This is a genomic window from Mycobacterium sp. DL (assembly GCF_039729195.1).
Classification (GTDB): domain Bacteria; phylum Actinomycetota; class Actinomycetes; order Mycobacteriales; family Mycobacteriaceae; genus Mycobacterium; species Mycobacterium hippocampi_A.
The window spans coordinates 5,724,415-5,744,240 of record NZ_CP155796.1 but is presented as its reverse complement, the minus strand read 5'-3'; the positions used below and the strand labels follow the sequence as shown (position 1 = coordinate 5,744,240).

Annotated in this window: 9 protein-coding genes; 6 read left to right on the top strand and 3 right to left on the bottom strand. The window is 68.6% G+C overall.

The features are described from left to right. Nucleotides 1–43: 43 nt before the first annotated feature. Genes pks13 through ABDC78_RS27235 form a run of 6 tightly spaced genes read left to right on the top strand, consistent with a single transcriptional unit; the run spans nucleotide 44 to nucleotide 10,149 of the window. Nucleotides 44–5,422, top strand: coding sequence for a polyketide synthase Pks13 (gene pks13 / locus ABDC78_RS27260; protein WP_178359728.1), 5,379 nt, complete (start codon nucleotides 44–46; stop codon nucleotides 5,420–5,422). 16 nt (nucleotides 5,423–5,438) lie between these two features. Further along, nucleotides 5,439–6,995, top strand: a complete 1,557-nt coding sequence (locus tag ABDC78_RS27255) for an acyl-CoA carboxylase subunit beta (RefSeq protein WP_178359742.1) — start codon at nucleotides 5,439–5,441, stop codon at nucleotides 6,993–6,995. Nucleotides 6,996–7,029: 34 nt separating this feature from the next. Continuing rightward, complete coding sequence (locus tag ABDC78_RS27250; protein ID WP_178359729.1) at nucleotides 7,030–7,980, top strand: DUF4331 family protein; 951 nt, start codon at nucleotides 7,030–7,032, stop codon at nucleotides 7,978–7,980. A gap of 36 nt (nucleotides 7,981–8,016) precedes the next feature. Continuing rightward, on the top strand, nucleotides 8,017–8,403 hold the full coding sequence (locus tag ABDC78_RS27245) for a hypothetical protein (RefSeq protein ID WP_178359743.1): 387 nt from the start codon (nucleotides 8,017–8,019) through the stop codon (nucleotides 8,401–8,403). Next, nucleotides 8,387–8,830 carry an RDD family protein gene (locus ABDC78_RS27240; RefSeq protein ID WP_178359730.1) on the top strand — a complete coding sequence of 148 codons (444 nt, stop codon included), beginning with the start codon at nucleotides 8,387–8,389 and terminating at the stop codon, nucleotides 8,828–8,830. The genes ABDC78_RS27245 and ABDC78_RS27240 overlap by 17 nt, the downstream gene beginning before the upstream one ends. After that, nucleotides 8,824–10,149, top strand: a complete 1,326-nt coding sequence (locus ABDC78_RS27235; RefSeq protein ID WP_178359731.1) for a serine/threonine-protein kinase — start codon at nucleotides 8,824–8,826, stop codon at nucleotides 10,147–10,149. The genes ABDC78_RS27240 and ABDC78_RS27235 overlap by 7 nt, the downstream gene beginning before the upstream one ends. Before the next feature lie 5 nt (nucleotides 10,150–10,154). Here the strand turns inward: ABDC78_RS27235 and ABDC78_RS27230 are convergent, their stop codons facing one another. From ABDC78_RS27230 to ABDC78_RS27220, 3 genes are all read right to left on the bottom strand, one after another. After that, nucleotides 10,155–13,274 (bottom strand): arabinosyltransferase domain-containing protein, encoded by a 3,120-nt coding sequence (locus ABDC78_RS27230; protein ID WP_178359744.1) that lies wholly within the window; start codon nucleotides 13,272–13,274, stop codon nucleotides 10,155–10,157. Between the two features lie 56 nt (nucleotides 13,275–13,330). Next, nucleotides 13,331–16,528, bottom strand: coding sequence for an arabinosyltransferase domain-containing protein (locus tag ABDC78_RS27225; protein ID WP_178359745.1), 3,198 nt, complete (start codon nucleotides 16,526–16,528; stop codon nucleotides 13,331–13,333). A 72-nt stretch (nucleotides 16,529–16,600) separates the two neighbouring features. After that, nucleotides 16,601–19,822 carry an arabinosyltransferase domain-containing protein gene (locus ABDC78_RS27220; protein WP_347133247.1) on the bottom strand — a complete coding sequence of 1,074 codons (3,222 nt, stop codon included), beginning with the start codon at nucleotides 19,820–19,822 and terminating at the stop codon, nucleotides 16,601–16,603. Nucleotides 19,823–19,826: the final 4 nt, after the last annotated feature.

Genomic DNA, 19,826 nt, shown 5'->3' with positions numbered 1-19,826 from the left:
AACGGCGGCCACGGCCGCGTGTCGATCGTGAGGTTATGTGAACATGGCTGAAGCACAAGATGATTCGGGCAACGTGCCGGCGCCGGGTGATGGCGAAGATTTCGGCATGACCGTCAACGAGATGCGCGAGTGGCTGCGCAACTGGATCGGCAACGCCACCGGCCAGGCGCCCGACTCGATCAACGAATCGACGCCGATGGTCGAACTCGGACTTTCGTCGCGGGACGCGGTCGCGATGGCCAGTGACATCGAGGACCTCACCGGCGTCACGCTGACCGCCACCGTCGCGTTCCGGCACCCGACCATCGAAGCGCTGGCCACCGTCATCGTCGAGGGTGAGCCCGAGGTGGACACCGCGGCTCTCGACGCCGAGGACTGGTCGCGCGACGCCGACGAGGGCGTCATGAACATCGCGATCGTCGGTGTGGCCACCCGTTTCCCGGGCGACATGAACACCCCCGACGAGATGTGGACCGCGCTGCTGGAAGGCCGCGACGCGATCACCGACCTGCCGGAGGGGCGGTGGTCGGAGTTCCTCTCCGAGCCGCGCGTCGCCGAGCGGGTCGCCAAGGCGCACACCCGCGGCGGCTACCTGTCCGACATCAAGGGCTTCGACGCCGAGTTCTTCGCGCTGTCCAAGATGGAAGCCGACAACGTCGATCCACAGCAGCGAATGGCACTGGAACTCACGTGGGAAGCGTTGGAGTACGCCAGGATTCCGGCGTCAAGCCTGCGCGGCGAGAACGTCGGCGTGTTCGTCGGCAGTTCGACCAACGACTACATGATCATGGCGCTGTCCGATCCGTCCGTCGCGCATCCGTACGCGATCACCGGTAACTCCAGTGCGATCATCGCCAACCGGGTGTCCTACTTCTTCGATTTCCGCGGCCCGTCGATGGCCATCGACACGGCGTGTTCGTCGTCGCTGGTCGCCGTGCACGAGGGCATCAAGGCGCTGCGTTCCGGCGATGCCGACGTCGTGGTCGCCGGCGGGGTCAACGCGCTGGTCACACCGATGGTGACCGTCGGTTTCGACGAGGTGGGCGGCGTGCTCGCACCGGACGGCCGGATCAAGTCGTTCTCCGCCGACGCCGACGGTTACGCCCGCTCAGAGGGCGGCGGCATGCTGGTGTTCAAGCGTCTCGAAGACGCCCGCCGCGACGGTGACGACATCTTGGCGGTCGTCGCCGGCGGTGCGGTCAACCACGACGGACGCTCCAACGGTCTGCTGGCCCCCAATCCCGATGCGCAGGAAGCGGTGCTGCGCAAGGCGTACAAGGACGCCGGCATCGACCCGCGGACGGTCGACTACGTCGAAGCGCACGGCACGGGCACCATCCTCGGCGACCCGATCGAGGCCGACGCGCTGGGCCGGGTCATCGGCAGGGGCCGCGCCGACGACCGGCCGGCGTTGCTGGGTGCAGTGAAATCCAATGTGGGACATCTGGAATCGGCGGCCGGTGCGGCCAGCCTGGCCAAAGTGGCGCTGGCGCTCAAGAACGACAAGATCCCGCCGTCGATCAACTACTCCGGTCCCAACCCGTACATCGACTTCGACAAGGAACACCTCAAGGTCGCCGACACCGTCACCGACTGGCCGCGCTACAGCGGCAAGGCGATCGCCGGGGTGTCCGGCTTCGGTTTCGGTGGCGCCAACGCGCATCTGGTGCTGCGGGAGGTACTGCCCAGCGACCTGGTCGAGCCTGCTCCCGAACCCGATGTGGCCGTGGTCAGCCCGGCCAACGACGACGCCAAGGCCGTGTACGTCGGTGGGGTGCGGATGGACGAGTACGGCGAGTTCATAGACGATGACGACGACGCTCTGGACGCGCCGGCCGCATCGCTCGACGACGAACCCGAACTGCCGGGTCTGACCGACGAGGCGTTGCGCCTCATCGAGGTCGCCCGCGAGGAGCTCGCGGCCGAAGAGCCCACGGCGAAGCTTGTGCCGCTGGCAGTTTCGGGATTCCTGACCTCCCGCAAGAGGGCCTCGGCCGCTGAGCTCGCGGACTGGATCGACAGCCCCGAAGGCCGGGAGTCGTCGTTGGAGTCGATCGGGCGGTCGCTGTCGCGCCGCAACCACGGGCGGTCCCGCGCGGTGGTGCTGGCACATGACCACGACGAGGCGGTCAAGGGGCTGCGGGCCCTCGCCGACGGCAAGCCGAACCCCATCGTGCTCAGCGCAGACGGCCCGGTCACCAACGGGCCGGTGTGGGTGCTTGCCGGATTCGGTGCCCAGCACCGGAAGATGGCCAAAAGCCTGTATCTGCGCGACGAGGTGTTCGCCGAGTGGATCAACAAGGTCGATTCCCTGGTCCAGGACGAGCTCGGCTACTCCGTGGTGGAGTTGATCCTCGACGACTCGCAGGACTACGGAATCGAGACCACGCAGGTCACGATCTTCGCGATCCAGGTCGCTCTCGGAGAGCTGCTCAAGTCCCACGGTGCGAAACCCGGTGCGCTGGTGGGTCAGTCACTGGGTGAGGCCGCCGCGGCCTACTTCGCCGGTGGCCTGTCGCTGGGCGACGCCACCCGCACGATCTGCTCGCGCTCGCACCTGATGGGTGAGGGCGAGGCGATGCTGTTCGGTGAGTACATCAGGTTGATGGCCCTGGTGGAGTATTCCGCCGAGGAGATCGTATCTGTCTTCAAGGAAGATGAAGCTTTCACCGGTCTCGAAGTCTGTGTGTACGCCGCACCGTCACAGACGGTCATCGGCGGCCCGCCGGATCAGGTGGACGCGATCATCGCGCGCGCCGAGTCGGAGGGCAAGTTCGCCCGCAAGTTCCAGACCAAGGGTGCCAGCCACACCTCCCAGATGGACCCGCTGCTGGGTGAACTGGCCGCCGAACTGCAGGGCATCGAAGCCCAGTCGCTGCAGGTGCCGTACTACTCGACTGTGCACGAGGGCAGCCTGATCCGGCCGGGTGCGGACGCCATCCACGACGTGGACTACTGGAAGAAGGGGTTGCGGCACTCCGTCTACTTCACCCACGGCATCCGCAACGCGGTCGACAACGGCCACACCACGTTCCTGGAGTTGGCGCCGAATCCGGTGGCCCTCATGCAGGTTGGTCTGACCACGGCCGCCGCTGGCCTTCACGATGCGCAGCTGATCGCGACGCTGGCGCGCAAGCAGGACGAGGTGGATTCGATGACCACCGCGATGGCCACCCTGTTCGTGCACGGTCACGATCTCGATTTCCGGACGCTGTTCCCGCGGCGCTCGCGGGGGCTGGCCGGAGCGCTGGACTTCGCCGACATCCCGCCGACCAAGTTCCGCCGCAAGCCGCACTGGCTCGACGCGCATTTCACCGGCGACAGCTCGGCGGTCGTCCCCGGCAACCACGTCGCGACACCTGACGGCAGGCATGTCTTCGAGTACTCGCCGCGCGGTGCGACAGATCTGGCCGCGCTGGTGAAAGCCGCTGCGGCTGCGGTCCTTCCGGACGCCAAGCTGGTCGCCTCCGAGCAGCGTGCGGTCCCCGGCGACGACTCACGGCTGGTGACCACGCTGACCCGGCACCCGGGAGGGGCGAGTGTGCAGGTGCACGCCCGCATCGACGAGTCCTTCACCCTCGTCTACGACGCGATCGTGGCCCGGGCCGGCGCGCAGACGGCGCTGCCCACCGCGGTGGGTGCCGGCACGATCGCCGAGACGGGGACGGTGGTCGGCCAGGCCCCGGTCGAAGAGGAACCCGAGGAAGACGCGGCGATCCTGCACGACAACCTCACCGCGGGCGCAGGCATCGCGGCGGGCTTCGCCAAGTGGTCGCCGGACACCGGAGAGACCATCAGCGAGCGCCTCGGCACCATCGTCGGCGCCGCGATGGGTTACGAGCCCGAGGATCTGCCCTGGGAGGTGCCGCTGATCGAACTCGGCCTCGACTCGCTGATGGCGGTTCGGATCAAGAACCGTGTCGAGTACGACTTCGACCTGCCGCCGATCCAGTTGACCGCGGTGCGTGACGCCAACCTCTATGCCGTCGAGAAGCTCATCGCGTACGCGGTCGAACACCGCGACGAGGTCGACGATCTCGCCGAGCAGCAGAAGGGGCGCACTGCCGAGGAGATCGCCGCGGCCCAGGCCGAGCTGATGGGTGGGGCGACGACCGTCGCCGAACTCGAGGCGAAGCTGGCCGAGGCCGGGCACCCGATCGCCGAGCCGTCGTCTGATGTCGCGGGCGTCCCTGCTCCGCCGACCGACCCGTCGGGTCCGGCTGTCCCACCGCCCCCGACCGACCCCTCCGGACCGGCGGCCGCCGGGAAGCCGTCGGCGGCGGGAATCGCCGCCAAAGTGCTCACCCAGGAGGCGGTCACCGAGGCGCTCGGCGCCGACGTCCCGCCTCGCGACGCGGCCGAGCGCGTCACCTTCGCCACGTGGGCGATCGTCACCGGCAAGTCACCGGGCGGCATCTTCAACGAGCTTCCGGCGGTTGACGCCGCGACGGCGGAGAAGATGGCGCAACGTCTTTCCGAGCGTGCCGAGGGAACGGTCACCGCCGAGCAGGTCACGGCGGCTCGCACCATCCAGGACCTGTCGTCGGTTGTCCGTGACGAGATGGACGCCGGTGAACTCGACGGGTTCGTCCGCACGATCCGGGCCCGGCCCGAGGGGTCGACCCGGGTCCCGGTCTTCGTGTTCCATCCAGCCGGCGGATCGACCGTCGTCTACGACCCGCTGCTGAAGCGGTTGCCGGCAGACACCCCGGTGTACGGGCTCGAGCGCGTCGAAGGCTCCATCGAGGAGCGGGCAGCCGAGTACGTGCCCAAGCTGATGGAGATCCAGGGCGATGGGCCCTACATCCTGACCGGTTGGTCACTGGGTGGCGCGCTGGCCTACGCCTGCGCGGTGGGCCTCAAGCGCCACGGTGCCGACGTCCGATTCGTCGGCCTGATCGACACCGTGCGCGCCGGCGAGGAAGTGCCGCAGACCAAGGCGGAGATCCGCGCCCGCTGGGATCGTTATGCCCTGTTCGCGCAGCGCACGTTCAACGTCGAGATCCCGGAGATCCCGTACGAGCAGCTCGAGGAACTCGACGACGACGGACAGGTCAGGTTCATTCTCGACGCGGTCAAGGAGGCGGGCGTCGACATCCCGGGCGGCATCATCGAGCACCAGCGGACGTCCTACCTCGACAACCGGGCGCTGGACACCGCCGTCATCGAGAATTACGACGGCCACGTCACGCTGTACATGGCAGACCGTTACCACGATGACGCGATCATGTTCGAGCCGCGCTACGCCACCAGGCAACCGGACGGTGGCTGGGGCGAATTCGTCAGCGACCTCGAGGTGATAGCCATCGGGGGCGAGCACATCCAGGCCATCGATGAGCCGTACATTGCAAAGGTCGGCGCGCACATGAGCGAGGCGATCAGTCGGATTCAAAGCGAGGAGGCGACCCACGGTGACAGCTGAATCTCCCGCCGAGACCATCCCGAAGACAGCGGTGACCACCGCCGAGAAGCTCGCCGAGCTGCGCGAAAAGCTCGAGCTCGCCAAGGAACCGGGCGGAGAGAAAGCCGTCGCCAAACGGGAGAAGAAGGGCATCCCGAGCGCGCGGGCCCGCATCTACTCGCTACTGGATCCGGGCAGCTTCCTCGAGATCGGCGCGCTGGCCAAGACACCCGGTGACCCCAACGCGCTCTTCGGCGACGGCGTCGTCACCGGCCACGGCACCATCAACGGCCGGCCCGTCGGGGTGTTCAGCCACGACCAGACCGTCTTCCAGGGTTCGGTGGGGGAGATGTTCGGCCGCAAGGTCGCCCGCCTGATGGAGTGGGTGGCGATGGTCGGCTGCCCGATCATCGGCATCAACGACTCCGGTGGCGCCCGCATCCAGGACGCGGCGACGTCGCTGGCCTGGTATGCCGAACTCGGCCGCCGCCACGAGCTGCTGCGCGGACTGGTGCCGGAGATCTCGCTGATCTTCGGCAAGTGCGCGGGCGGCGCGGTGTACTCGCCTATCCAGACCGATCTGGTGGTCGCGGTGCGTGACCAGGGCTACATGTTCGTCACCGGCCCCGACGTCATCAAGGACGTCACCGGCGAGGACGTCACGCTCGACGAACTGGGTGGCGCCGACGCGCAGGCCAGCTACGGCAACATCCATCAGGTCGTCGAGTCCGAGGCCGCGGCGTTCGAATACGTCCGCAACTACCTGAGCTTCCTGCCCGCCAACACCTTCGACGACCCGCCGATCATCAACCCGGGCCTCGAACCGGAAATCACGCCGCACGACCTCGAGCTGGACGCGATCGTGCCGGACTCGGACAACCAGGCCTACGACATGATGGAGATCCTGCTGAGGATCTTCGACGACGGTGACGTGTTCCCGGTCGGTGAGCAGTCCGGCCCGGCGATCATCACCGCGTTCGCCCGAGTCGACGGCCGCCCGGTCGGGGTGATCGCCAACCAGCCGATGTACATGTCGGGAGCGATCGACATCGAGGCCTCCGACAAGGCCGCCCGGTTCGTCCGGTTCTGCGACTCGTTCAACACCCCGCTGGTCTTCGTGGTGGACACCCCGGGCTTCATGCCCGGCGTCCAGCAGGAGAAGGGCGGCATCATCAAGCGTGGTGGCCGGTTCCTCAACGCGGTCGTCGAGGCCGACATCCCGAAGGTCACCATCACGGTGCGCAAGTCCTACGGCGGCGCCTACGCGGTGATGGGTTCCAAGCAGCTCACCGCCGACCTGAACTTCGCCTGGCCGACCGCGCGCATCGCCGTGATCGGCGCCGAAGGTGCCGCGCAGCTGCTGGTGAAGCGCTTCCCGGATCCGACCGCGCCCGAGGTGCAGAAGATCAAGGCCGACTTCATCGAGGGCTACAACGCCAACATGGCCGTGCCCTGGGTGGCGGCCGAGCGCGGCTTCATCGACGGCGTCATCGAACCGCACCAGACCCGGCTGTTGCTGCGCAAGTCGATGCACCTGCTGCGTGACAAGCAGATCAACCGTGTGCAACGCAAACACGGCCTGACTCCGATCTAGGCGTCGGGTGCGGTTGGATGGAGCAGTGTCGAACATGTCAGGAACGAACAAACCAGCGTCGAGTCACTTTCCGGACCTGAGCGCCGGCGCCCCGTTCGGAGATCCCCGGCTGGATCTGCGAGATCTCTTCGTGTTCCCGTCGCCGAACGATCCGCTGCGGACCGCGATCGTGCTGACCGCCAACCCCGATGCCGGGCCGCTGCACCCGGATGCCGTGTACCGGCTGGCCATCGACCACACGGGGGACCTGCGCAACGACTTCGCGTTCAGCTTCTCGTTCTCGCCACCGGTCGACGGACGCCAGCGCGTGGACGCCTTCCTCGCCGTCGGCAACCAGTCCTCCGCGGTCGCGGCGGTCGGTTCCCGGATCTTCGGCGACGTCGACGTGTCGTTCGGCGAGACCACCACGATCGTCGAGTCGGGCGGGTTCACCTTCTTCGCAGGTGCGCGCAGCGACCCGACGTTTGTTGATCTCGACGGCACCGGCGCCGACTCCTACGCCGAATCCAACGTGATCGCGATGGTGATCGAACTGCCCACCAGCTATCTGAGCGCCGCTCCCGATGTCCGGATCTGGGCGCGCTGCACTCTGCTGAAGGACAACGACTGGGTCCACGTGGACCGGGCCGGTCAGCCGTGGCTGGGCAACATCATCACCACCGAGGACACCAGGGACGAGTACAACGCCGGCGAACCCAACCGCGACCGGGAACTGTGGATCGGGCCGCTCATCGACACGATGGCCCGCACAGGCGGGTACAGCAGGGACGAGGCGATCGCCGCGATCAACGCCGAGGGCACCCTGCCCGACGTACTGACCTACAACCCGTCCCGGCCGGCGAAGTATCCGAACGGTCGGACGTTGTCCGACGACGTGATGGCCCATCGGCGCGCATTCCTGACCAACGGGGCCCGGCCGTCGTCGGGCCTGCACCCGCACACCGACATCCTGCCCGAGTTCCCGTACCTCGGAACGCCGCACTGAGGACGTGTAGTGCCTGAGCCGCCGCCGCCGTCGTCCATGCTGGTGGATGCCTACCGGACCTGTGAGGCGCTACCGCTGGTGGGAGGGCTGTTCACGCGCGGCAGGCACGAGGTGCAGGCGGTACTGTCGCTGATCGTGGCCGCGGTGATCGACGAACTCGACCTCACCGCGATCGTGCGCGACCGTCTGCCGGCCGAGGCGATCGAGGCGGTGATCGCCCGCATCGATCTCGTGGGTCTGGCCAACGAGGTGATCGACGCCGTCGACCTGCCCGCCATCATCCGGGAGTCCACCAGTTCGGTGACCGCCGAGGTGATGACCGACGTGCGCACCCAGGGGGAGCGGGCCGACGACGCGGTGTCCGGATTCGTCGACCGGGTCCTGGGCCGCAGACAGGGCTACCACCGTGACCGTCCGCGATGAGACGACGGCCCGCGCCGCGGGCGTGGTCAGCCGGTGCGTGGCCGCGCTGATCGACCTGTGTGTCGTCGGAGCGCTGCTGGGGCTGCTCTACTCCGGTCTGGTGCTGAGCCTGCTGGCGCTCAATCCCGGCTCGTTCCGGTTCCCGGCGCTGGATCTGGTGTTCTCGGGTGCCGTCGGGTTCGTGGTCGCGGTGCTCTATCTCGCCGGCTGCTGGTCGGTCTCGGGCTGTACCGTCGGTTCGGTGGCGATGGGCCTGCGGGTCGTCGGGCGCCGCTCGGGCCGGCTGAAGCCACTGACCGCGCTGCTGCGTGGGGTCGCGTGTGTGGTCTTCCCGGTGGGACTGCTGTGGGTGGCGCTGGATCGGCACCGAAGATCGTTGCAGGACATCGTGTTCGGCAGCCGAGTCATCTACGTCCGGCCATGCTGACCGAAGGTGAGGTGATCGCGGATTACACCATTCTGCGATTGCTGGGCGCGGGCGGCATGGGTGAGGTCTATCTGGCCAGGCATCCCCGGCTGCCGCGCCACGACGCGCTGAAGGTGTTGTCGGCAACCGTCTGTGCCGACAGCGAGTATCGGGAGCGGTTCAGCAGGGAAGCCGACATCGCGGCCACCCTGTGGCATCCGCACATCGTCGAGGTGCACGACCGCGGTGAGCACGACGGCCGGCTGTGGATCTCGATGGATCACGTCGAGGGCACCGACGCCGCCCGCCTGCTCGCCGAGCGGTATCCGAAGGGGATGCCGCCGGCTCTGGTGATCCGCATCGTCACCGCGGTCGGGGACGCGCTCGACTACGCACACCAGCGCGGCCTGCTGCACCGTGACGTCAAGCCCGCGAACATCCTGATCGCCGATCCGGAGACCGACAATGAGCGGATCATGCTGGCGGACTTCGGCATCGCCCGCCGCGTCGGAGAGATCAGCTCGCTGACGGGTACCGACATGACGGTGGGCACCGTCGCGTACTCCGCGCCCGAGCAGTTGACCGCCGACAAACGGATCGACGGCCGTGCCGATCAGTACGCGCTGGCGGCCACCGCCTTCCAGCTGCTCACCGGTTCACCGCCGTTCCAGCATTCCAACCCCGCCATCGTCATCAGTGCGCATCTGACTGCTCAGCCGCCGTCGATCGGCGCGCACCGTCCCGAACTCTCTAGTGTGGGAAAGGTTTTCGACAAAGCGCTGGCGAAGTCGCCTGCCGACCGCTACGAGCGGTGTGTGGACTTCGCGCGGGCCCTCGCCAACCGCGCCGGCGTCGGGGCCGACGATGCCGATGCCACGGCGGCGGCGCCCGCGGCGGCCGGACCCCGGCACGCGAAACGAGCGGCGCCGACGCGCGCCCGGGGCCGCGTACCGGTGGTTCTGGGGCTGGCGCTGGTGTTGAGCGTGATCGCGGTCGCAGCGGTGGTGTTCCTCGCGATCTACGACAGGCCCGAGCGGCCGTCTTCCGCCGCAGCGGGGGACGTGACGTTACCGGTCGTCGTCGTGGGCGCGGACTGCGCGACGCTGGGCGCGGCCGGGGTGACCGAAGGCGGTCAGCCCGCCTACTGCGCGCGCCTGACATCGACGGGTGCCCCGCTGTGGTCGCAGTACCCCGGTGAGATCAAACGCCCCGCGGGTGATCCGAATACCGCGACGCCTGTGCTGGTCTGCATGGAGCAGACCGGCCAGACCCGCGTCGACTGCCATGACGACATCCTGCGGGAGAACACCGATCCCGGCGCGAACGAGCCGTCAACCTAGAACGGTCAGGGCCCGATCCGGATCTCGCCGGGTGACCACAGTCCCGAGCGGGTGGCCGAACCCAGTTCGAGCTCGGCCGGTACGGCGTCGACGATGGTGTCGAATCGGCGCAGCGACCCCCAGTCCTGGCCCCAGTCCTGCGACAGGTAACTCGACATCACCGAGGCTCGCAGCAGCAGGTCGGTGATCCCGAGCAGGCCGCCGTTGACGCCGTCCTGCCACGTGTCGGTGCTCTGCAGCTTGGCGAAATAGTCGGGCGAGATGCGGAACTTGGGCACCTCGGTGACACCGTTGGCGTGCAGCATCGGCTGCTGGCAGGGGAACGCCATCCCGACCGCCCAGTCCAGCAGGACCGGTTGCTCGGAACCGACGTACTCCTGCACCGAACGCAGCTCCGGTATCCGCGGCGGCGTGACCGCGACCCAGTCGCCCTGGCTCAGCGACAGGTCCTCGGCGACCACCCGAACCGCGATGGCTTCGGCGGGGATCTGATCACGTGGGTAGCGGAGATTGCGCCACGACGGTGTCGGGCCGATGTCGTACGGACTGATCCGGCCGGCGGGTGCCGGGCTCCCGTCGGGCCCCGGCAGCGCGTACTCGAGTTCGACTGTCTGACCTGAGCTCTCGCCTTCCGCAACGCTGCTCCCGGCGATGGTCCCGGCTGCGGTGATCACCACCAGGGGGTGCGCGTCCTCTGCCGGGGGGAGCTCGTACCAGGACGAGGCCAGTCGGCTCTCCTGTTGCGCCTCAGTGGAATACGTACCCGCCACCGGCACCCGCGCGGGGTCCAGACCGTAGGGCAGCGGCACCCTCGATCCGTTGACGCCGGCACGGGGCAGTTGCCGTGGACGAACCCAGTCGTAGTCGGTGCCCGGCTGCGGATTGTTCAGCCGGATCGCTTCGGCGATGATCCGGTCGGGAACACCGTTGGGCGAGAAGCCCACCGGATCGGCGCCGCCGAGCGGGCCCAGCGGCCCGTCCTCGCCGGGCAGGGCGCGAAGGAAGCCGTCGTTGGAATCAGGCTCGACGAGTACGTCGTCGGCCATCCCGCAGCCGCCGACGAACGCGCGCATATTGGCCCAGCCGTTGGAGTAGGTCGGGTACTGGCGCACCACGCCCACCGCCATCGAGGCGACGAACACCACGACCATCAACCCGGCCGCGATGGGAATGGGTGCAGCGGTCAGCTTGTCGACGATCTTCGAATCCTGGCGCGCCGTCACGTGCAGCCAGAACGCCCACAACCCCGCGATGGCGAACAGCACGAAGAACACCGTGCTGACAGTCACGCCGCCGAGCTGGGGCACCGAGTTGTTGTAGGGCACACCGAAGTTCGAGACGTACCACCAGCCGTTGGTCGAGGCGAAGCAGAACGCCAGCACGAAGAACACCAGGGACAGGAACGCCATCCGGTTGCGCGCCGAGCGTAGTACCACAGGCGACACCATCACCGTCGCCAGCGCCGCCATCGCTCCGCCGACTGCGGCGAACAGACCGAAGTGGTGGATCCACTTGGTGGGGGTGAAGATCAGGAAGAAGATCGTCGCGAAGATGACGCCCATCAGCCGCCAGGCCGGGCCGCGCGCCACCCCGGGAATGCGCTTGCGCCGCAACATCATGAACAGCGACGGGAACAGGCACAGCACGGTGAACATAAACGCGAAGCGGCGTGAGATCGCGGCGTCGGTGGTCGGCAGGATCAGGTAGTAGTAGCGCAGGATCTCGGTGAACCACTCCTGGCTCGGGCCGATGGAGGTCCGGATCCTGGTGGCTTCCAGCACCGTAGCGAATGTCTGGTCGGCGAACACCACAGCCAGGATCACGGTGCCCGCAGCCAGCATCGGGGCCAGGAGCGGCCAGGTGCCGACAACGAGACGCCTGCGCATGATGATCCGCAGGATGGGTCGGCCGCCTGCCACCAGCGCGGCCACCGCGATCAGCCCGGTCGGCTGGATACCGAGGGTGAACGCCGCCGAGAAGATGGCCAGCGCGGCGGGCGTCAACCGGCCCGACGTGATGGCCCGTTCGATCAGCACGTAGGTGATCAGCGCCCCGGTGGCGATCTGCCCCTCGGGGCGCAGGCCGTTGTTGAACGGCATCCAGGCGCCGATCAGGACCAGACCCGCCGCCCACAGCGCAGGCCGGCTGGCGATCACGGCGGGCCCCAGTCGAGGCAGCACCTCGCGGGACAGCAGCAGCCAGCACACCAGCGAACAGATCAGGTCGGGCAGACGCATCCAGATGCCCGCGGTGCTCACCTGCGACATCAGCGCCAGCACGTTGTAGTACCAGCCGAACGGGTCCTCGGGAACGCCGAACCAGCGGAAGTAGTTGGCCATGTAGCCGGAGTGCTCGGCGGTACGGGCCATCTGCATCTGATAGCCGTCGTCGGAGGAGTTGGCGCCGATGATGTACCAGAGCGCGAACACACCGACCACGAAGACGTCCACGGCGGAGAAGGTCCGCCAGCGGGTCGGGATCAGCCGGTGCATGCGCCGTCCGTCGGTGCGGTCCAGCTGCCACAGCGCGAACAGGGCGACGACGGTCGAGATGATCGCCAACAGGATCGCCGTCAACTTCAACGGTGTCGGGTTCGTGGTGAACCGGGTGTCGATCGTCGCCGAGAACTCCATGCCCGGGGGTGCCGGCCCGGTCAGGTCGGTGAACACGCCGACGATGGCGGGCCGCAGGTTGGGGTCGGCGAAGCCGGTGCGCTGAGGCGACCCGTCGGCTTTGCGCAGCCCGACGAACTCGGCGAAAGTGCCGTCCAGCGACGAGGTGATGTCGATCGTGGAGCAGCCCGGGGCGGCCCCGGCGCCGGCCACCCGGTCCCGGTTCACGCTGGCCACCACGACGTTGCGGACGATCACGTCGACCCGGGTCTCGGTGACGTTGACCAGCATCGCGTTCAGCGCCGCGTCCCTGCCCTCTGCCGGCGCGGTGCCGAGGACCAGTCCGCCGTCGGCCGGCAACGTCTCGATGACCTCGCAGGGCACCGTCGCGGTCAGGTCCACCGGGGCCTGCGAGATCAGCGGCGCCGTGACGTTCTCCAGCTGCCCCTGCTGAGGCCAGTTCAGCGTCGCGGTCGTCTGGGTGACGGGCAGCAGCGGCGTGGCGACCGCCATCACAAAGCCGAGCAGGCCGGCGATCGTCGCGACCCAGCGCGCCACCCTGACGTCACTCACGGCAGCGCCCTGATCGGTCCGCCGCGACTCCAGCCGAACACTCGCGTCGACCCTTCCTCGATGGCGGCCTGCGGCGCCCTCTCACTCGGTACCACCCGGATGTAGCGCTCGATCGCTCCCCAGTCGCGGTACCAGTCGCCGCTGAGGTACGTCGGGATCGCCTCGGTGCGCAGCAGCGCCTGGATGAACAGGAACGGGCCGCCGTCGTCGGCGGACTGCCACTGGTTCGACGAGGACACCATCTGCTCGAAGTTGGGCAGAACCCGGTAGTCCGGCAGTTCGGCGACCCCGAGGTGCTCGGAGAACGGCCGCTGGCACGGGAAGTTCGCCGCGGTGGCGATGTCCATCAGCACGGGCGTCTCGGTGCCGAGGAACTCCTGTGCGGTCTGCAGCACCGGCACCCGGGGTGGGGTGAACGCAAACCACTGATCGTCGGACAGGTTCGGGTCGTCGGCCACGATGCGGGCCACGTTCGCCTCCGGCGGTGCTGAGGTCATCGGGAACCGCAGATTGCGCCAGGCCTTCTGCGGGAAGATGTCGATCGGCTGCACCTCGCTGAGCGCCTCGTACGACCCGTCGGGCCGGTGCACACCCCACTGCAGCTTCAGCGACTGGCCGTAGCTGAACTCGCCGTCCTCTTCGTAGTACCAGATCGCGCCCGCGGCGGCGATCGTCACCAGCGGCCGCTCCGGGGTGGGGGGCGGCAACTGGTACCACGCCGAGGTGGCCTCGGCGGCCACGGTGTTCTCGTCGAAACTGCCCATCACCGGGGTGCTGTCCGGATCCAGTCCGAACGGCAGGAAGACCCGCGAGCCATTGACACCTTCGGGGCCGTAACCACCGCCGGTGCCCGCCGCGTAACCGATGCCGATGTTCGGCTTGTCGACGGCCCCGTCGGAGTTCACCAGGCCGGGGTTGGCCGCCACGGGTTCGGCGGGCTCGAGGGTGTCGCTGACACCGTTGGGCGTGAAGCCCACGGGATCCTCGCCGCCCAGCGGTCCGTACTCCCCGAAACTCTGGCCCGGAACCGGTTGCAGCATCCCGGCATTGGGGTCCTCTTCGACCAGGACCGCGTCGGCCATCGCGCAGCTCGGCGACGATCCGGGCAGGAATGCGGCCAGCGCCGAGACGTTGGCCGCGCCCGTGGTGTAGACGGGGTAGCGGCCTGCGGTGGCCTTGAGCATCGACCCGACCGAGAGCACCACCATGATGGCGGCCACGATCAGCAGCGGGGTCGACGCGACGGCCCGGTTGCGCCCGGTGTCGGCGACCTCGGTGTGCCCGGCGTAGTCCATCCGGAAGTGCAGCCATCCGGCGAGTAGTCCGCACGCGATCGCCAGCACCAGGAACATCGACGTGACGGGCTGGCCGAGGAGAACGGGTTGCCGGTCGAACCACGGCACCCCGTAGTTGCCGACGTAGAACCAGCCGTTGATGCCCGCGTTCGCCCACGCCAGGACGAACAGCAGGGCGGCCGCGTACAGGGCGAGGTTCCGGCGACTGTGCAGGCCGACGCGGGCGAAGGCGAACGCGGTCAGCGCGCCCAGCGCGCCGGCCAGACCGGCGAACACCCCGAACTGCGCCGACCACTTGGTGGGGGTGAGCATCAGCAGAACCAGGCCGATCGCCGTCGCTCCCGTCAGCCGCCACACGGGCCCGTTCATCACACCCGGCAACGTGCCCCGGCGCAGCAGCACCACGAGCAGACCGAACACGCACAGCAGCAGCACCAGAACGGCGAAGCGCCGGGTCAGCGACGCGTCGACGCTGTCCTCGACCATCACGAAGTAGTAGCGCAGGAACTCCTGGTACCACGGGATCGTCGGGCCGACGACGTACTTGATGCGGGCCGACTCGGCGACGGTGGCCAGGGTCTGGTCGCGGAAGACGACGACGAAGACGAGAGACGCCGCGGCGGCCAGAGGCGCGAGTTGGGCGGCGAGTCCGTCTGTGGCGCGGCGATCGCTGACGATGCGGGTGATGGCGCGGGCGCCGACCAGCAGCGGCGCCAGCGCGACCATGCCCTGCGGAGCGAGCGTCACGCAGAACACCGCCACGACGATCGCCAGCGCGACCGGCCACAGCGTCCGCTTCCCGATCGCCAGTTCCACCAGCATCCATACGGCGACCACGCCGAACGCGATCAGCGGTTCGGGGCGCAGGCTGTTGTTGAACGGCAGCCACGCCGCGAGGAACACCGCGGCGGCGGTCCACACCGCGACCCGGTTGATCGCCAGTCGCCGGCCTAGGCGCGGCAGCACGCAGCGGCTGAGGATCAGCCAGGTGCCGATGGCGGCCGCGGTGGCCGGCAGTCGCATCCAGATTCCGGCGGTGCTGATCGACGCCAGGTGCGTCAACACGCTCTGGTACCAGTCGAAGGGCGCTTCGGAGGCGCCGAAGAACCGGTAGTAGTTGGCGGTGTAGCCGGCCTCGCCGGAAATCCGCGCGATGGTCAGGTTGTAGCCGTCGTCGGAGGACTGCGGCCCGACCAGGTGCCACACCAGCAGCACAGCGATCACGCCGGTGTCGGTGAGCCACGTCGACACCCCGGCACGCCGGCGGGTCGGCGGGGCCCGCCTGCCCGACACCCGGTCCAGCAGCATCAGTGCGACGAACGAGGCCACCACACAGAGCACCCCGAGCACCATCACGGCGAGCTTGAGCGTGGTCGGAGTCGTGATGAAACGGGTGTCGACGTCCACGGTGGCCGACACGCCGCTATCTGCAGGCACCTCCAGTTCGGAGAACATGCCCGCCACCTGGGGCCGGTTCTCGGCTCCGAGCGTGCCGGTGGCGCCGGGGATGCCGACGAAGTCGGCGCCGACCGCGCCGACATCGGCCCACACCCGGATGTCGCTGCATGCCCCGGACTCCACGGCGTCGCGGGGCGCCACCGCGGCCACCGAGTCCCGGAACGCGACGGTGACGCTGTCCTCGAAGGCGCGGATGAACAGGCCGTTGCGCCCCGCTTCGATGCCGCCGGGCGGGATCGTGGAGAACACCAGACCGCCGTCGGCGGGGAGGGTGGCCACCGTCCGGCACGGGATCACGACGTCGAGCGACTTGGGGGCACCGGAGACCAGCGGTGCGGTGACGCTCTCGATGTTGCCGTCGCTGTCGACGGCCTGCGGCCACTGGATCGTCGCGGTCATCTGGGTGACCGGCAGCAACGGTGCCAGCGCGCACAGCAGCATTCCCAACACGCCCGCGACGATCGCGATGAGGCGGGTAGTCCGGTCTGGCACGAGGCTCAAGGGTAGGCGACGCTAGCTCAGACGCAGCGGCGCCGGGCTCCACAGACCGCTGCGCGTCGCCGAACCGAGATCCAGCCGGGCCGGCTCGGCGTCGGGATAGAAGGGTGTGAGCCGCTGCAGCGCACCCCAGTCCCGCAACCAGTCGTTCTTCAGGTAGGTGGGGACGGTGGTGGAGCGCAGCAGCAGCTCGGTGATGCCCAGCGGTCCTCCGCCGAGGTAGTCCATCACCGGCGAGTTGGCCTCGGCGCCGAACCGGTCGGGCAGGATGCGCCACTTCGGCACCTCGATGACACCGTTCTGATGGTCGAACGGGCGTTGACAGGGGAAGGCCAGCCCAACCAGCCAGTCGAGCAGCACGGGATCGGTCGAGCCGACGACGTCCTGGAGGGTCCGCAGGGTGGGGATCCGGGGCGGGGTGAGGGCTATCCAGTGTTCGGGGCTGAGATCGTCGTCGGTGGCGACGAGCCTGATCCGGGTGGCGTCGGCGGGCAGAGCGGACAGCGGCGCGCGCAGGTTGCGCCACGCGGGGGCGGCGCCGACGTCGCCGAGGGTGATGGTGCCTGCGGACTCGTCCGCCGGGTCCCCCTCGCGGGCCCACTGCAGGACCACTTCACTGTTGTCGAACCGTCCGGCCGCGGACACCACGAGCAGTGATTCGTCCGCATCGTCGCGCCACCCGTCGGGCAGCTGGTACCAGGCCGATTGCAGGTTCGCGGGCTGCTGCGTGCCGGCGCGCCAGCTGCCCATCACCGGTGTGCTGGCGGGGTCGAGGCCGAACGGCAGGCGGGCGCGTGATCCGTTCACCCCTGCCGCGGAGGTGGTTCCGCCTTCGGTGCCGGCTTCATCTGCGGTGTCCGCACCGTTCTCGGTGTCGGCGAAGTTGCCGGCGCCGGACTCCTCCGTCACCGGATCGGCTGACAGATCTGACGGAATTCCGTTGGGGCTGAACCCTATTGCGTTTCCGTCGGCGACCGCGCCGAGTGCGTCACCGACCGGTACCCCGATGGGTGTGAGCAGACCCTGGTTGGGGTCCTGCTCGACCAGGACGTCCTCGGCCATGCCGCATGTTTTCCCGGTGAGGGCCTCGAGATTGGATCGCCCGACGGTCCACGCCGGGTACTGCCCGGTCATCGCCAGGGTGAGCGACACGATCTGGAACGTCACCAGGGCCCAGGTCGCGATGGCCAGTGGGGCCTGCGCGATCGACCGCCACCGTCGCGCGCCACCGTTGGACGGTGCACCGTCGCGACCCGAGAAGTGGAACCAGGCGGCCAGCAGCAGCGCGAGGATCGAGCAGCCGAGAAGCAGGGTGGTGAAGCCGATCTCGTACTGCGGGAAGTCATTTGACCACGGCACCCCGAAGTTGGAGACGTACCACCAGCCGTTCACCGTGGCGAACGACAGCGCGGTGATGAACAGCACCGCCGCGGCGAACAGCGTGCGGTTGCGGCGCGACCGCATCGCCGCCGCGGAGACGGCGACCGCGGCCAGAGCGCCCAGCGAGCCGGCCAACCCGGCGAACACACCGAAGTGGTGGGTCCATTTGGTGGGGGTGAACATCATCGCCAGGAACGCGATGATGGTGATCCCGATGATTCGGCGACTCGGCCCCAGGGCCGTGCCGGGAATCCTGCCTCTTCGCAACGACATCGCCACCGAGACCGCCAGGGCGAGCAGCAGTGTGAGCACCGCGAACCGGCGCGCGACGGAGCCGTCGGGGCTCGTGGTGAACAGCCGCGAGTAGCGGATGTGCTCGTCGAACCAGGCCAGGCTGGGTCCGACGGAGGACTTGAAGCTGCTGGCCTGGAGCTCCGCGGCCAGCGTCTGGTCGCGGAAGATCAGGAAGATGGTGACGGTGCCGGCCGCGGCGATCGGCGCCAGCAGCGCCAGGTATCCGAACCGTGAGGTATGAGCGGCCACAATGGTTTTCAGCGGCCCGATGGCGACGAGCAGGGCGCCGATCGCGGCGACACCGGTGGGGCCGGAGAACACTGTCAGCGCTCCGATGATGATCGCGACCGCCACTGGCAGCAGCCTGCTGGTCGCCACCCCGCGCTCGACCGAACACCAGGTGAGCAGGATGCCGAGCGCGATGATCGGTTCGGGGCGCAGCCCGTTGTTCAGCGGCAGCCAGAAGGCGAGGAACAGTCCGGCGGCCGTCCACACCGCGGCCCTGCTGTGTTTGACCGCCGAACCCAGGCGCGGGATGACCTCACGGCTGATCACCCACCAGCAGGCCAGCCCCATCAGCAGCGTCGGCAGCCGCATCCACACGCTGGTGGTGCTGATCTGGGCCCACACCGCCAGCAGGTCGTAGTACCAACCGAAGGGGGCCTCGGGGGTGCCGAACCAGCGGTAGTAGTTGGCCATGTATCCGGCCTTCTCGGATACCCGGGCCATCGTCAGGATGTAGCCGTCGTCGGCAGTGTTGGCGCCGACGAAGTGCCACCACACCAGAGCCGCCGTCACCACCCCGTCCAGCGGGGACAGCGACCACCACCGCTGCGGCAGGAAGCGCCGGTGCCGCATGCCGTCGGCGTTGTCGAGCACGTGCAGCGCACCCAGGGCGATGATCGTCATCGCCACGCCGATGATCATCGCGAGCACCTTGAGCAGCGTGGGTGAGGTGCTGTAGCGCGAGTCGATCGTCGCGGAGAACTGCAGACCAGGAGGAGCGGGGCCGGACAGATCGGTGAACACCCCCACGATCTGGGGTCTGAAGTCGTAGCCGCCACGCTCACCCCGCAGCGGTTCGCCCGGGTCGGGGCTGTCGGGTCCCTGGGTGAGGCCGACGAACTCACCGGTCACCGAGTCGGCGTGGGCGGTGAACGTCAACTCCTGGCAGGCGGGGCTGAGCACCTCGTCGAGCGGCGCACTGACCACCGGGGTGTTGCGGACGATGACGAGCAGGTCGTCGTTCACCCGTTCGATGAGCAGACCGCGGTCGATCGCGTTGGTCGCCTGCTTGGGCACGGTCGACAGCAGCACGGTGCGTCCGGGTCCGTCGAGGCCGGCGGCGGCGCTGCACGGCACGCTGATCTCGAGGTCGGTGGCGACGTAGCCGATCAGCGGGGCGTTGACGCTGCCGAGCACGCCGTCCTGCGGCCAGTTCAGCTCGGCGGTGGTCTGGTTGACCGGGAGCAGCGGGGTAGCGATCGCCAGAAGTGTCCCCAGCAACCCGGCGACGATCGCGATGAGCCGCGCAGTGCGGTGGTTGCTCGGCTCTCGGACCACGGGG